This is a genomic window from Guptibacillus hwajinpoensis (genome assembly GCF_020524165.1).
GTDB lineage: Bacteria > Bacillota > Bacilli > Bacillales > Guptibacillaceae > Guptibacillus > Guptibacillus hwajinpoensis_D.
Genome location: NZ_JAIVKU010000006.1, coordinates 13,398 through 27,589, shown reverse-complemented (window position 1 = coordinate 27,589; position 14,192 = coordinate 13,398). Strand labels below are relative to the sequence as shown.

General features: G+C 38.9%; 15 protein-coding genes. 2 read left to right on the top strand and 13 right to left on the bottom strand.

Going from position 1 to position 14,192, the window contains the following annotated elements:
* Positions 1 to 36 precede the first annotated feature (36 nt).
* A complete protein-coding gene (locus LC090_RS18135) occupies positions 37 to 1,440 on the bottom strand; it encodes a SpoVR family protein (RefSeq protein ID WP_226659432.1) in 1,404 nt (467 codons plus the stop codon).
* A gap of 170 nt (positions 1,441 to 1,610) precedes the next feature.
* Here LC090_RS18135 and LC090_RS18130 point away from each other — a divergent pair, with 170 nt between their 5' ends.
* Complete coding sequence (locus LC090_RS18130) at positions 1,611 to 2,576, top strand: bile acid:sodium symporter family protein (protein ID WP_226659431.1); 966 nt, start codon at positions 1,611 to 1,613, stop codon at positions 2,574 to 2,576.
* Positions 2,577 to 2,618: 42 nt separating this feature from the next.
* On the opposite strand, the gene LC090_RS18125 is transcribed toward LC090_RS18130, so the two are convergent.
* From LC090_RS18125 to LC090_RS18105, 5 genes are all read right to left on the bottom strand, one after another.
* The gene (locus tag LC090_RS18125) at positions 2,619 to 3,704 is read right to left on the bottom strand and encodes a mechanosensitive ion channel family protein (protein ID WP_226659430.1); all 1,086 of its coding nucleotides are present in this window, start codon (positions 3,702 to 3,704) and stop codon (positions 2,619 to 2,621) included.
* A gap of 81 nt (positions 3,705 to 3,785) precedes the next feature.
* Entirely contained in the window at positions 3,786 to 4,673 is an 888-nt protein-coding gene (locus tag LC090_RS18120; RefSeq protein ID WP_226659429.1) for an EamA family transporter, read from the bottom strand.
* Between the two features lie 252 nt (positions 4,674 to 4,925).
* Positions 4,926 to 5,114 (bottom strand): hypothetical protein, encoded by a 189-nt coding sequence (locus tag LC090_RS18115; protein ID WP_226659428.1) that lies wholly within the window; start codon positions 5,112 to 5,114, stop codon positions 4,926 to 4,928.
* A gap of 101 nt (positions 5,115 to 5,215) precedes the next feature.
* Positions 5,216 to 5,794 carry a peroxiredoxin family protein gene (locus tag LC090_RS18110; RefSeq protein ID WP_226659427.1) on the bottom strand — a complete coding sequence of 193 codons (579 nt, stop codon included), beginning with the start codon at positions 5,792 to 5,794 and terminating at the stop codon, positions 5,216 to 5,218.
* A 196-nt stretch (positions 5,795 to 5,990) separates the two neighbouring features.
* Positions 5,991 to 6,251: a metal-sensitive transcriptional regulator gene (locus tag LC090_RS18105; protein ID WP_098446390.1), complete on the bottom strand. Its 261-nt coding sequence runs from the start codon at positions 6,249 to 6,251 to the stop codon at positions 5,991 to 5,993.
* 157 nt (positions 6,252 to 6,408) lie between these two features.
* Between LC090_RS18105 and LC090_RS18100 the strand changes: the two genes are divergently transcribed.
* Positions 6,409 to 6,597: a hypothetical protein gene (locus LC090_RS18100; protein ID WP_194220044.1), complete on the top strand. Its 189-nt coding sequence runs from the start codon at positions 6,409 to 6,411 to the stop codon at positions 6,595 to 6,597.
* A gap of 94 nt (positions 6,598 to 6,691) precedes the next feature.
* Here LC090_RS18100 and LC090_RS18095 read toward each other — a convergent pair whose 3' ends face one another.
* The 7 genes from LC090_RS18095 to lepB all read right to left on the bottom strand — a co-directional run bounded on the left by LC090_RS18095 (position 6,692) and on the right by lepB (position 14,035).
* Positions 6,692 to 8,431, bottom strand: a complete 1,740-nt coding sequence (locus LC090_RS18095) for a phospho-sugar mutase (RefSeq protein ID WP_226659426.1) — start codon at positions 8,429 to 8,431, stop codon at positions 6,692 to 6,694.
* A gap of 191 nt (positions 8,432 to 8,622) precedes the next feature.
* Positions 8,623 to 10,158, bottom strand: coding sequence for a bifunctional GNAT family N-acetyltransferase/carbon-nitrogen hydrolase family protein (locus tag LC090_RS18090; RefSeq protein ID WP_224884079.1), 1,536 nt, complete (start codon positions 10,156 to 10,158; stop codon positions 8,623 to 8,625).
* A 115-nt stretch (positions 10,159 to 10,273) separates the two neighbouring features.
* Positions 10,274 to 10,711 (bottom strand): CBS domain-containing protein, encoded by a 438-nt coding sequence (locus LC090_RS18085; protein ID WP_224598753.1) that lies wholly within the window; start codon positions 10,709 to 10,711, stop codon positions 10,274 to 10,276.
* A gap of 78 nt (positions 10,712 to 10,789) precedes the next feature.
* Entirely contained in the window at positions 10,790 to 11,659 is an 870-nt protein-coding gene (locus tag LC090_RS18080; protein ID WP_226659425.1) for a ComEC/Rec2 family competence protein, read from the bottom strand.
* A gap of 131 nt (positions 11,660 to 11,790) precedes the next feature.
* Complete coding sequence (yhbH, locus tag LC090_RS18075) at positions 11,791 to 12,960, bottom strand: sporulation protein YhbH (RefSeq protein ID WP_226659424.1); 1,170 nt, start codon at positions 12,958 to 12,960, stop codon at positions 11,791 to 11,793.
* Between the two features lie 289 nt (positions 12,961 to 13,249).
* Positions 13,250 to 13,420: a hypothetical protein gene (locus tag LC090_RS18070; protein ID WP_226659423.1), complete on the bottom strand. Its 171-nt coding sequence runs from the start codon at positions 13,418 to 13,420 to the stop codon at positions 13,250 to 13,252.
* A 57-nt stretch (positions 13,421 to 13,477) separates the two neighbouring features.
* Positions 13,478 to 14,035 (bottom strand): signal peptidase I, encoded by a 558-nt coding sequence (gene lepB / locus LC090_RS18065; protein WP_226659422.1) that lies wholly within the window; start codon positions 14,033 to 14,035, stop codon positions 13,478 to 13,480.
* Positions 14,036 to 14,192 lie beyond the last annotated feature (157 nt).

Genomic DNA, 14,192 nt, shown 5'->3' with positions numbered 1-14,192 from the left:
GAAATGGTTGTGTAAATCACTCAGGATGTCCAACGCCTACAAATACCTTCGATGCAATTTCTTTCCGTCATAAGAGAACAGAACTTCCTTATCCTCTACTCTTGTTTCCATGTGAACCGGACGCCCCCAAAGCTGATAAATGTAAGGAAGCACTCTCTCTAAATATTGGAGATCAAGCTCTGTCTCTTCAAAAGAGTGGTGAAGGTACATTTCACCAGCTTTCATATAATTGCCGTCATTTACAGTTAAATATGGAAAGCCGCCGTTTACCCTCATCGTCACAAGTTGATCCCGAATATGCTCCCATTCTTTATCTACGATTTTATAGTCTCGACCCTTTTTCTGAAACAAATACAAATCTTCTTTGTGTACAAGATCTTTCGTTAAATAGTTTCTTATAAATGAAATATCTGCTTCTACTTCTCGCACCTCAAACATTTTCTCTCGGCCTTTCCCTGGTTCGAACCCCCGCTGCTTCATTTCTTCTGTTGGGTGATCATACACTTCTTCAATATGTTCGAAAATTTTCAGACCAAGGTAGTAGGGATTGATCCGCGTTCGTGAAGGCTGCACGACATTCGCGTTTAAAGAGGCGAATTCGATCGCTTCATCTGTCGTTAAATCCATTTCCCGTAGAATTCGTTGATGCCAGTAGCTAGCCCAGCCCTCATTCATAATTTTCGTTTCAAGCTGTGGCCAGAAGTAAAGCATTTCTTCTCTCATCATTGTCAAAATATCTCGTTGCCAATCCTCTAGCTCAGTACTGTACTCCTGAATAAAAAGAAGAAGATCTTTTTCTGGCTGAGGAGGGAATTTTTTCTTTTTCTTTGGAGCTGGCTCGTCCGCAGAATCATCCTTATCGATTGACCATAAATCATTGTACGGTGAATCATTCTTCACTGGAATTGGGGTATCGTCTTGATAATGATAAGTTAGTCTAGGACGCATGATAGAAGGATCGATATGTTCTTGTATAGATAGTACTGCATCAAGAAAAGTTTCCACCTCTTCTTTTCCATAGTGATGTTCATAATACGCAACACGCTCAGCTGTAGCAGTCATACTTTCGACCATGTCTCTCCGTGTATTTGAGAAACGAACATTATTTTTAAAAAAGTCACAGTGCGCCAATACATGAGCAATAATAAGCTTATTTTGAATAAGGCTATTCGTATCTAATAAAAAGGCATAGCAAGGATCTGAATTAATGACAAGCTCGTAAATTTTACTGAGTCCGAGATCATATTGAAGCTTCATTTTATGAAACTGTTTACCAAAACTCCAATGAGAGAAGCGTGTAGGCATTCCATATGCTCCGAACGTATAAATAATATCTGCTGGACATATCTCATAACGCATTGGGTAATAATCGAGTCCGAACCCTTTTGCGATTTCCGTAATCTCTTCTATAGCATAAAAGATTTCTTTCTCTGTAGACATGTCATTCCCTCCTAATGAATTGCTTACTAATATGTATGACCGGACAAGTAGGTTCATGATTATGGGAAGAAAATCGTTATGGAAAAATAATTGGGTAAATTTTCAGATAGTATTGAAAATTGTATGAATAAGCGTATAATCAAGATTAAAATTTCGAAGGATGTGATGGAATGAAAGCTCTTGAAAATGCAAGTCGGTTCGCAGGAAATACATTTGCAATATGGGTACTTCTATTTGCAGTATTAGGGTTTGTGTACCCTGAAGGATTTACGTGGATCACTTCTTACATAACGATTTTACTAGGCGTTATCATGTTCGGCATGGGGATGACCCTCTCGACTAATGATTTTAAGGAAGTCGTGAAGCAACCAAAAAGTGTTGCCATTGGAGTAGCGGCACAATTTATCGTTATGCCACTACTCGCTTACGCTCTTGCCGTTATCTTTCAACTCCCTGCTGAAGTGGCTGTAGGTGTCATTCTAGTTGGCTGTTGCCCAGGCGGAACAGCTTCAAATGTTATGACATATCTTTCTAAAGGAAATACCGCATTATCGGTAGCCATCACAGCCGTATCAACATTGCTCGCTCCCTTATTAACTCCTGCACTTGTTCTCTTATTTGCGAGTCAGTGGCTCCCTGTATCAGCTGGAGATCTATTCTTATCGATTTTCCAAATGGTCGTCATACCAATCGCTCTTGGTTTTATCGTAAAGCTCATTTTCAAAGAAAAAGTTTCTGAAAGTGTAAAAGCGTTACCCCTTGTTTCCGTCATCTCCATCGTCGCCATTGTGGCTGCAGTCGTTGGTGCAAGCAAGGAGCGCATCGCAGAGACAGGACTGCTCATCTTCTCAATCGTTATTCTTCATAACTTGCTTGGTCTAATAATTGGCTATTTTCTCGCGAAATTATTCCGACTTAATGAACCGGATCAACGAGCTATCTCGATTGAAGTCGGGATGCAGAATTCAGGTCTTGGAGCAGCACTCGCAGCAGCTCATTTCAATCCAATCGCCGCAGTACCTAGTGCGATCTTCAGTGTATGGCATAATATATCCGGTCCAATTCTTGCTACTATCTGGAGCAAAAGGAAGCCAACTACCAAAGAACAAAAAGCTTTATCAAAGAGAAGCGCATAAACAAAGAAGGCAGGTCTCTCAAACGGAGACCTGCCTTCTTCTTTAGCTATACATTTTCTCTTCTTCATGCGAGGAAGCATTTTCAACATGGAGTGTTTGCGTTGGAAAGGCAAACGACACTTGTTCTTCCTCCATGATTTTCATAATCTTAAAATTCACGTCCTGCTTCACATTTAAAAAGTCGCCCCAGGTCGTTGTGTTTGTAAAGAAATAAAGAAAGATATCAAGACTACTGTGATTGAACTCGTCAAACGAGACAAAAATAGTCTCTGGATGTATTTCTTCGTGATCCCGAAGCATTTTCTCGATACGATTAATACACGTTTCAAGTCTTTCTGAGGGTGTATTGTAGGTTACGCCAAGATGGAACGTAATTTGGCGTTTCCCCATTTTTGACCAGTTTGTAATGTTCTCATTAGCCAGTCTTGCATTAGGAACAGTAACAAGAGCCTGAGCAAACGTACGAATTTTTGTACTTCTAAATGTAATATCTTCCACTACGCCTTCAACACTTGGTGTTTTAATCCATTCCCCTATCGAGAAAGGCTTCTCAGTAATAATCACAATGCCACCAAAGAAATTCTCAATCGTTTCTTTGGCTGCAAGAGCAAAGGCTAAACCGCCAAGTCCTAGTCCTGTAATAAAACCGTTCACATCATACCCAAATTCTCCAGCAATAACGCTGAATGTCATGGCAACAATTAAGAGACGAAGCGTTTTTGATAGAAATGGTATAAGAAGCTGATCAATCTTTAAATTATATTTGCTATTCATCGTTTGGAAAAACAAGGAAGAGGCCGAAGATAAATTATAGAGACCCCATGCAGCCAAGAAAATTAAAGATGAGCTCATAATATCCTTAAAGAGATCATTATGGTGATCTAAAAAGGATACATAACGCACAGAAATATATAACCCTATAATCACAAATAACATTCTGAGAGGTCTTTCAAAAGCCAAGAAAAGATGTGTAAAAAATTCATTAGAAGATTTTCTACTCAGTTTTAGAATTAGATTATAAATATATTTCGCAAATATTTTCCTCATTAACAGAAAGAGAAGGAATATTCCGAGTGCAATGGCAAGCTGAACCCATGAATCTTGAATGTAAGTACGTAACAATTCCATTACGCAATTTCCCCTTTACAAAAATAGGTTATAAGGATAACCATTCGTTTCCGTAACCATCTATTTGTCAGTTAACTATGATTATGCTGCTTTTTTCTTTCTTTTATTTTCGCCCAAAACTTCCAATTGAGAAATACTAATTCCGACTAAGATGAGAAAGACACCGGCCCATTGAACAAGGTAGATCGCTTCATGTAAAACAACAGCTGAAAGAAACACTGCTGCTGGTAGCTCTGAAGAACTAAGAATTGTGCCCATACTTGCTCCTACTTTCGGTACGCCGATCGCCATAAAAAGAACAGGAAATATATTCCCAAGTATCGCTAAGAAGAAACCAAACAGCGTCCATTCTAATGATAATCCTCCATGTAGAAGAGATTCTGGAGAAAATGTCGTTAACACAAGAACACCAGCGATCGTCACCATAAAAAAGCTTTTTTGTATGGCAGGCACTTCAACTGAAGTTTTGCCCATTATAAAAATGTACATAGCGAAACAAATGGCTGATAGAAGCCCTAACACGATGCCAAGTGGATCATACGCTGACTTCTCACTTCCAATAATTCCACTCGCTAGAACCGTTCCGATAAGAAGAATACTAACGGAAAAAAACGTTTTTAAATCTGGCCATTTCTTTTGATACAAGGAATCAATGACAAGTCCAATCCATGTAAACTGAAACAAAAGCAAAACGGCAATGGAAGCTGGAAGCTTTGATACAGAAAGCGTATAGAATATGGAAACACATCCGATCATCGCCCCGCCTATTAACAAAAATTCAGCTCCTTTAAAACTTGGTTTTTGTTTAGAGATAAGAAGGAGAACAAGTAGGATCAACCACCCAATAACAAACTGTCCTGCTAAAAGTTCACCAACAGAAAACCCTCTTGTCATTCCTATTTTTGTAATTGTAGATAGTGATCCCAGACTGCATCCAGCAGCTAAAACAAACAGTACATACTTCCACATGTATGATCCCCCAATCATTCCATTTTTCAATAAATTTAACTGCACAATGAGATAATTATTGTGTGAAAACAATAAAAAAATCGCCCCCTGTCGATTAAATCAACAGAGGGCGATGAAAATGAGAAATAACTCTCTCAGAAAAATCGCCGTCCAGCCTTCGATGGACTGGTTTTAGTATACGTTTTACAGCATAAGCGCTATTTCACCAAACGTCAATGGAAACTCAATAAAACCATAAACGACTAACTTTTTCTAGTAAGCTTGATAAAGGCCAGTTGTAATGAAATAGCCGACTAATATACCAAGAAACACTGACATTGATATGTAAGACCATTTTGATTTAAATTCGTATCCAATCCCATCTACTGGTTCATAAATCCAACTGTATTGGACATACCCCAGGATAACAAATAGCATGACACCAAATCCCAAATTTGTCACAGTTCACTCCCCCTTATGTGTCAACTGCTTATCCTCAGTGTTTCCTAAAATCGTCTTTTAAAAAGAACAAAGGAACGAACAACAAGACATAGATGACCTAGTTAATCACTTTCTTGAGCATAGGATGCCAAATCGATCATCATTTCTTTAGTCATAGGACCAATCACCTTCTTCATTATTATACCATTTTTGTCAATAACATAAGTAGTAGGAATTGTGATAGCCGCAAATGTTTCCATTTGTTGTCCCTTTGTGTCCATTAATATTGGGAATGTGAGATGATTTTTATTAGCAAAATCTTTTACAACCTGTGAGGATGACTCGTTCGTTGTAAGATTAACTGCAAGAATCTCCGCATCAAACTGTTTCGCATCTTGCTCATAAAACTCCTGCATATCAGGCATTTCTTCTTTACAAGGAGGACACCAGGTGGTCCAGAAATTAATGAAAGTAACCTTTCCTTTGAAATTTGAAAGGCTCACTTCTTTCCCTTCGAGCGAATATAATGTAAAGTCAGGTGCACGGTTGCCTTCTTGGATTCCTATTTCATTAGCATCAGACATTACTTCAGCAGCTTGCATTTGTGCTGGATCACTCACTTCTTTCTCTTGATGAGTAGAATAGAGACTGTACGCCAAAAAAACAAGAACTACTACGATTCCAATTCTAAGACGTTTCATTTGCTCCTCCTTCTTCAAATAAACGTAAAAGCAATGATCTCTATCTATTCATCGCGAGCGTAACTGAAAGCGAATAATAGAAATGAGAAGATCTATTATTCATTATTTCTCCGGTTAGTTATTTACATTCACATTCGCTTCGATTGACCACATGATGAATTGTTTTCCGACTCTGTAAAATATGGAAAAAATGAAACTAGCGGCTTTTTACTAATAATTGCACGGCTTCTTTTACGACATCTTCAGTGGACTCACCTTTATCAAGCTGTTCACGAATACATTCTTCAAGATTGGAACCAACAATTAATCCAATCGTACGATCAATTGCCGTCCGACTTGCCGAAAGCTGAGTAATGACATCTTTACAATCTTTTTCTTCTTCAATCATACGGAGAACGCCACGAATTTGACCTTCAACTCTTTTTAAACGATTTTTCATTTCATTTGTATATTCCATGATATGACTCCCTTTCAAATTCATTTTTGTTGCTATCTATAAGAATATTCTGTCATAATAATATTAATTTCTTGCTACTTCTCTTCATATATTGTAAAATAAATCGTAATTTAAGGATAGGAAAAAGGTTTAGTTCATTATAAGGAGGCAGTGCCTTTTGGATTTATCCGAAGATGATAAACGGTTATCTAAAATTTATCGAAAGATTGTTACCTCAAACGAATATAAAGCAGGTAAAATTCTCGAAAAACTAGATAGCGAAACGAAAGACAAAGTATTTCATCTCATTCGTATGAACAAAGCTGAATACGAACATCAATTGAATAAACAACAACTTCACCAATAGTAGAAAATCGGCTGACTAGCCGGTTTTTTTCATTCTTCGATGATTAAGAAAACCAGGACAAATGTTGTCCTGGTTTTCTTACGTCATGATCTTATTATCCCAATCGGTCTTGTACCTTACTCATAACCGATTTTCTAAGCTCAGCCAGTTTCCTTTGGCTGTTTTCTAAATTGTCTCCATTCACTCCAAAATAAAACTTCACTTTTGGCTCTGTTCCTGAAGGACGAAGACAGAACCATGAGCCATCTTCCAGCTTATACTTGAGGACATTCGAAGTAGGTAAATCAATTGGCTCACTTTCCCCTTCTTTTAAATACGTTCTTTTACTTGTCTCATAATCCTCTACACTTTGGATCGTTATCCCTGCTGCTTCAGTAGGTGGTTCTTCACGGAACTTCGCAAGTAATGAGACGATTTTTTCCGCTCCTTCTTTCCCTTTTAACGTTAACGATTCAAGGCCTTCTTGATAATAGCCATACTGTTCAAATACTTCAAGGAGTCCTTCATAAAGCGTCATACCTTTCGATTTATAAAATGCTGCTACTTCTGCGGCAACAAGACAAGCTTGAACAGCGTCCTTGTCCCGAACGAAATCCCCAACGAGGTAGCCATAGCTCTCTTCATAACCGAATAAGAAAGTATGCTCGCCAGTGGTTTCAAACTCCTTGATTTTCTCGCCAATAAACTTAAATCCAGTTAACGTGTCAAATGAAGTCAGACCATTATCTTCTGCAATCTTACGGCCAATCTCAGAAGTTACGATTGTCTTAAGTACAGCGCCATTTTGTGGGAGTTCTCCATTTTCTTTTTTCTGAGTAATAATATAATTCAAAAGAAGAGCACCCGTTTGATTCCCAGTAAGAACAACGTACTTCCCTTCTTTATTCTTGACGGCTACACCAACACGGTCAGCATCAGGGTCAGTCGCTAGTAGAACATCTGCATCCTGCTGCTCGCCATATTGAATAGCAAGTTCAAATGCCGCATGTTCTTCTGGGTTTGGAGAAGAGACCGTAGAGAAATTTGGATCAGGCTTCTCCTGTTCTTCTACAACAGTAACATTTTTAAATCCATAAGCCTTTAGCCCTTCTCTAACTGGGATATTACCGGTTCCATGTAAAGGCGTAAACACGATCTTTAACTGCTCACCCATCTCTGAAAGTAAGGGCTGATTTACGCGTAGTGTCTTTAATTGTTCTACATATTGACGGTCAATTTCTGTGCCAATCATTTGAATGAGTCCTTTATCTTTTAATTCACTTTCAGAAGAGACCGTCACCTCTAACTCATTTTCTACGCCATCAACGTAGGAAATGACTTCGGCTGCCGCTTTAGGCGGGAGTTGTCCACCATCCTCACCGTATACTTTGTATCCATTGTATTCTGGCGGATTGTGACTCGCCGTGATAACGATTCCAGCACAGGCGTTTAATGTTCGTACCGCAAAGGAAAGCTCTGGGGTAGGGCGTAGCTCTTCAAAGACATACGTTTGAATACCATGGGTCGCTAGCGTCTTAGCGGCTTCCATGGCAAACTCAGGAGACTTGTGACGTGAATCGTATGCAATTGCCACCCCTCTCTTTTTATACCCTTCACCATTCGCTACTATGTATTGAGCTAAGCCTTCAGACGCTTTGCGAATCGTATACAGATTCATTCGATTCGTACCCGGGCCGATTTCCCCACGCATGCCTCCTGTGCCAAATTCAAGGTTTTTGTAAAAAGCATCCTCAAGTGCTTTATCCTTACCACTAAGTGCTTCGAGATCCTTTTTTAATTCCTCATCAAGTGAAGTTGCTGATGTCCATCTTTTGTATTCGTTTTTCCAGTCCATAGTATGCCTCCTGTTATGTATAGCTTGTGATTGTATCATTTCTAGAAAACCGACTGAAGTCCTGCCTTTTAGGTCAGATTTTCCCCTTATCCTTACTTAATCATAATACGAATCGGTTCCTCAGCCAATGCTATTTAGGAAAAAAACACCACTTCCTAAAAAACGACAAAAAAAGAAAGCCGCTTAACGGCTTACTTTTTATAATGAATTTCATATAAATCTTTCCGGCGATCTCGCAGTTGACGAACCGTTCCTGACTGACGCTGTCTTCTAAGAATTTCAAGGTCAACATCACCTACTACGACGGTCTCAATATTCGGGTGACATTCTCCAGCAATGCCATCTCTTGAAAATGCAAAGTCCGATGGCGTAAAAATACCAGATTGCGCATACTGAACATCCATATTCTCCACTTGGGAAAGGTTACCGATTGTACCAGCAATCACCGTATAGATTTGATTTTCGACCGCTCTAGCCTGCGCGCAGTAACGAACACGTAAATATCCTTGACGGTCATCTGTACAGAAAGGTGTAAAAAGAATATTTGCTCCTTTATCTGTTGCAATACGACCGAGCTCAGGAAACTCAATATCATAACATATTTGAATCGCGATTTTACCACAGTCAGTATCGAAAACCTCAATGCCATCAGAACCGTGAATTCCCCACCAGCGACGCTCATTCGGTGTAACGTGAATTTTATACTGCTTTTCGATCGTTCCATCTCTTCTAAATAAATAAGCAATATTGTAGATCTTTTCATCCTCTAATACAAAATGAGAACCTCCAATAATGTTTACATTGTACTTAACCGCTAGTTCAGTGAATAGTTCAATATAAGGCTCTGTATACTCCGTTAATTTACGCACGGCTTTACTTGGAATTTTCTCATCCATAAACGACATGAGCTGAGTTGTAAAGATCTCAGGGAAAACGGCGAAATCAGAGCCAAAGTCAGCTGCCACATCTACATAATATTCAACCTGGTTTGCAAACTCTTCAAAGGAAGATATTTTCTTCATGGCATATTGAATGGCGCAGATCCGAACAGGGAAAGAGGACCTAAAGTGTCTTCTTGTAACTGCCTTATATTCAACGTTATTCCATTCCATTAAGGTAGCGAACTGCTTTGACGCTTTATCGTCTGGTAGGTAATTGGGATTGATCCTCATGACGTTAAAACCATTCATTAGCTGAAACGTTAACACGGGGTCATAGATATTCTGGAACTTTACTTCCTCAACATATTCAGATGCCTTCATTTCATCTGCATGTTTGTGGTAATTCGGAATTCGTCCCCCAATAATAATACTCTTAACGTTTAATTCCCGCGCAAGGTCTTTACGTGCATCGTATAAGCGCTTACCGATCTTCATTCTTCGATATTCAGGATGTACCATTACCTCTATTCCATAGAGGTTATAGCCATCGGGGTTATGATTAGTTATGTACCCTTCATCTGTAATATCGTCCCATGTGTGCTGGTCATCGTATTCATCAAAGTTAACCATCAGACTTGAACACGAACCAATGATTTCTCCCTCCAGCTCTACACAAAACTGACCTTCCGGAAAAATATCGAGGTGACTTTCAAGATGTTCTCTTTTCCAGGGATCCATTCCAGGGAAACACTTTTTTTGTAACGCTAGAATTTCCTCGATATCCTCGTGACGAATTTGTCTGATCTCAATCTTTTTTTCAAATTTCGATACGTCTAATTCTGACATCTGCTTTCCCTCCACTTTAGATCTATTTTACTATATACCCTATTTTCGTCTGTTTGTACCTTGATTTTATCATATGTAAAAAGAGAGGAGACTGACGACGTCAGTCTCCCTGGCTTTACGCCTTTGGAGCTCCATTTTGAGAAATGCTGGATAGTGCTGGTCCTGCTTCTTGTTGATCAGGTGTTTTGGTTGCAAAATCTCCAAGTGAGACCATGCCAACAACCTGATTGTTTTCTACGACAGGTAAGCGGCGAATTTGATTTTGTGCCATTAAAGCTGCCGCTTCGTCTGCACTCATGTTCGAAGTGGCTGAAACAATGTTATTAGACATACATTGACTCACCTGACAATTGGCATTTCCTCCAGTCGCAGTGGCACGAGTCGTGATATCACGATCGGTAACCATCCCACAAAGCTGACCGTTTTTCATAACTGGTAATGAGCCAATATTGTGTTGGTTCATTAATGCGGCTGCTTCTTGAATGGACTGCTCTGGTGTGACAGACACAATGTTCTTAGACATGAGATTTTGCAGATTGTTTTGCACAAGCATTCCTCCCAGGTTGTATGATCATTGAGCTTGGAAAGGCACTGCCTTCCACCGTTATAGTTTAAACTCAAGTCATTCATTTTATTTTTCCTTTTTATGTGAGATGAGATTATTTTCGGTGTGGAAGGTAATATTCTTTCCATCACTCGTTGCAATAATTGTTCCAATTTGATCTGTCCTTAGAATAGAAATATCATTTCCACTTAACCTCTGAAGCACTTCATGATCCGGAAAATGATATCGATTATCCTTACCAACTGAAATAACTGCCGTTTCAGGACTGACGGCTTTTATAAATGCCTCTGTCGTTGCAGAGATGGCACCGTGATGGCCAATTTTTATAACATCATTTAATAACTGCTTCTTTTTTAAACCATGGAGCATTTGCCTTTCTACTTCTACACCAGCATCTCCCATTAATAAAAAGCGATTATCTTCATGCTTGAGACTTAGAACAGCACTATAATCGTTAAAATCCTCATATTCGGCACTTTCAGAAGGAGAAATAACCTGTACACTAACGCGACGGCCAAGTTTAATTTTCACACCTTTATGGGCATTCGTAATGGGGATATCTTTCTTCTTTATTTCCTTGAGTAATGATTTATAGTGAGTTGTCGGATATGACACGTCAGGCATTAAAACCCGCTCTACTTCAAAGTTTTTTATAACGTCATCCATTCCACCAATATGATCATGATGGGGGTGGGTCGCTACGATATAATCTAACTGAGTGATTCCAAGTTTTTTTAAATACTCACTAACCACTTTTCCATCCCCATTATCTCCAGCGTCCACTAACATTGTTTCTTCTCCAAATGTAATTAAAATACTATCAGCTTGTCCAACATCCAGGAAATGGACCTCCATCGAATTGGTTTGTGCCGTCACCTTATAAGGCATTTGTAATAGGATAAGGAGGGAGAAAAAAAGAGCGAATAAGAACTTCATCATCATTCCTCCTGTTTTTTCTTACCGTTAGTATGCTCCTTCTCTTCTTAACTAAAAGTTTTGGCTAAGAAATGTTGTTGGTAGTCAGTAACACTTCTACCAATAAAAAAACTTCCCATTTCTGGGAAGCTTTACGAACGTACTTCTTCTTCTTTTCGAAAGAAACTTTTCATGGCGTGGTAGACGTCTTTTTTCTCCTTTAAGATATAATGCCTAAATTTCGGATCGTGAATATTCTTATATGCGCTCATTAACGTGGAGTGGCGGTTATAGGCATTTACTTCTCCATAACCAAACATATTTGATACCTTCATAATCTGGTTAACCAGTTTAACGCACCTTGTATTGTCAGAGGTTAAGTTATCGCCATCTGAGAAATGGAAAGGATAAATATTATAGCGAGAAGGAGAATATTTTTCATCAATTAATTCAAGCGCTTTTCGATAGGCTGATGAACAAATCGTTCCACCGCTTTCTCCTTTTGAAAAAAAATCGTCTTCTGTGACGACTTTGGCTTCAGTATGATGAGCGATAAACTCAATTTCCACTGTTTCATATTTAGATCTAAGAAAACGGGACATCCAGAAGAAAAAGCTTCGAGCCATATACTTTTCCCATTTCCCCATCGAGCCACTTGTATCCATCATTGCAAGAACAACTGCTTTGGACTCACGCTTGATTTCTTCATTCCATGTTTTAAAACGAAGATCATCTTGATAGATTGGTGCAATTGCTGGTTTTCCACTAATGGCATTTCGCTTATACGCTGTTAGTATAGTACGTTTCTTATCAATATTACCCATCAGACCTGTTTTTCGAATATCGTTAAATTCCACTTTCTTCTTCACAACATCTGCCGTTTCTTTTTCACGTAAATTTGGCAATTCAAGTTCTTTAAATAAGATATCTTGAAGTTCTACAAGCGATACTTCTGCTTCGTAATAATCTTCACCCGGTTGATCGCCGGCTCCTTCACCCTTACCTGCTCCAGGCTGTTTTTCACCTGAGCCATCGCGTGCCACTACGTCTCCCACCTGGCTATCGCCTTCACCTTGCCCAACGTGCTTTGACTTATCATAGTTATAACGAATTTTATATTCATCAAGTGATCGTATTGGTATTTTAATGACATCTCGACCGTTGGAAAGAATAATGTTCTCTTCACTGATGAGATCCGGGAGATTGTTTTGGATAGCATCCTGAACTTTTTCGGCATGGCGTTGTTGATCCTGATAGCCTTTTCGGTGGAGGGACCAATTCTCCTGAGAGACGACGAAATTGTTGGAATCCTTGTCTTTCATGCCTTATTCCCCTCCTTAAAAAAATAAAATTTCTATAGGAAATTTATTCAATGATCGATGATCGCTCATGATGATTGTTCAAAAGCAGCATCCTACTATGGACATCCCCTAGCTGCGTTGAATAGTATACTTTATCCTATGCAAATACAAGCGATAATTGACAATTAATTCTGACAAATTAGCGTTTTATCGAACTTATCATTTAAATTGGACAAAATAGGGAGGCTTTCCCTTCCTCTTTTGCTAATCCTACGATTATTTCTCAAAAAAAATAACCCCCAGTTGGGAGTTATTGTTTCTCATTTTTCTCTTCATGCTGTACAGGGTCTGGGCGTCGACCTTTTTTCTTTAGTTCATCATTTGTCTCCAGCTCTTCCATTTCTTTACCAAGATCCTGCATTTCCTGTTCATCCATTGCCATTGAGCTATTTTCAGGTTTATCTTTTCGGTCTGCCATCATGCATCACCTCATTTATCAACGTACCCAGATCTCATCCATTATTAACCTATTTTCGGATTATTTTTCAAACGTGAAGTCAAATTTTTCAAGCGGCCAGTAACGAAGGTTTACTTCTCCGACTACTTGCTCCATGGGAACGAAACCAATATGGCGACTATCATAACTATGCCTACGGTTATCACCCATTAAAAATAAATAGCCCTCCGGTACTTTCATCTTGCCTGTCTTATCTTCAAGATTAAAATTTTCCGTTAAATTGCCGTTAAAAATATCCTCTTTATACCGTTCAAGATAAGGTTCGCTCATCTTCTTACCATTCACATAGAGATCATCATTTTTGTATTCAATCGTATCCCCTGGAAGTCCAATAACTCTCTTAATGTAATCTTCTTGTTCATTTGCATGAAATACCACAAGATCAAACCGATCAGGTTCAGATACTTCATAACCAATTTTATTAATTATTAAACGATTCCCGTCTTGAATCGTTGGCATCATTGATTCACCATGCACCACATAATTCGTTATGAGAAATTCACGAATAACAATCGCAAGGACGACAGCTATTGAAAAAGCCTTTATCCACTCCCAAAGCGGATTGCGTTCCTTCTTCATCTCAAACCTCTTTTCAATACGTCTTTACGTCTAATCTATCACTCCTAATAAGCTCGCACAAGCACACCTGTCCCTGTAAGCGATTGCAAACAAAACGAATTGCACATTCAAACATCCCAAAAAGCATACCCCCTGTAGAGGTATGCTTTTTTGAATG

Coding starts and splice junctions, on each gene's coding strand:
- LC090_RS18120 (WP_226659429.1), bottom strand. CDS start 4,673: ATGTGGAAGTATGTACTGTTTGTTTTAGCTGCTGGATGCAGTCTGGGA.
- LC090_RS18090 (WP_224884079.1), bottom strand. CDS start 10,158: ATGTCAGAATTAGACGTATCGAAATTTGAAAAAAAGATTGAGATCAGA.
- LC090_RS18080 (WP_226659425.1), bottom strand. CDS start 11,659: ATGAAGTTCTTATTCGCTCTTTTTTTCTCCCTCCTTATCCTATTACAA.
- LC090_RS18110 (WP_226659427.1), bottom strand. CDS start 5,794: ATGAAACGTCTTAGAATTGGAATCGTAGTAGTTCTTGTTTTTTTGGCG.
- LC090_RS18135 (WP_226659432.1), bottom strand. CDS start 1,440: ATGTCTACAGAGAAAGAAATCTTTTATGCTATAGAAGAGATTACGGAA.
- lepB (WP_226659422.1), bottom strand. CDS start 14,035: ATGAAGAAGGAACGCAATCCGCTTTGGGAGTGGATAAAGGCTTTTTCA.
- LC090_RS18085 (WP_224598753.1), bottom strand. CDS start 10,711: ATGCTTGTGCAAAACAATCTGCAAAATCTCATGTCTAAGAACATTGTG.
- yhbH (WP_226659424.1), bottom strand. CDS start 12,960: ATGAAAGACAAGGATTCCAACAATTTCGTCGTCTCTCAGGAGAATTGG.
- LC090_RS18095 (WP_226659426.1), bottom strand. CDS start 8,431: ATGGACTGGAAAAACGAATACAAAAGATGGACATCAGCAACTTCACTT.
- LC090_RS18070 (WP_226659423.1), bottom strand. CDS start 13,420: ATGATGGCAGACCGAAAAGATAAACCTGAAAATAGCTCAATGGCAATG.
- LC090_RS18130 (WP_226659431.1), top strand. CDS start 1,611: ATGAAAGCTCTTGAAAATGCAAGTCGGTTCGCAGGAAATACATTTGCA.
- LC090_RS18105 (WP_098446390.1), bottom strand. CDS start 6,251: ATGGAATATACAAATGAAATGAAAAATCGTTTAAAAAGAGTTGAAGGT.
- LC090_RS18125 (WP_226659430.1), bottom strand. CDS start 3,704: ATGGAATTGTTACGTACTTACATTCAAGATTCATGGGTTCAGCTTGCC.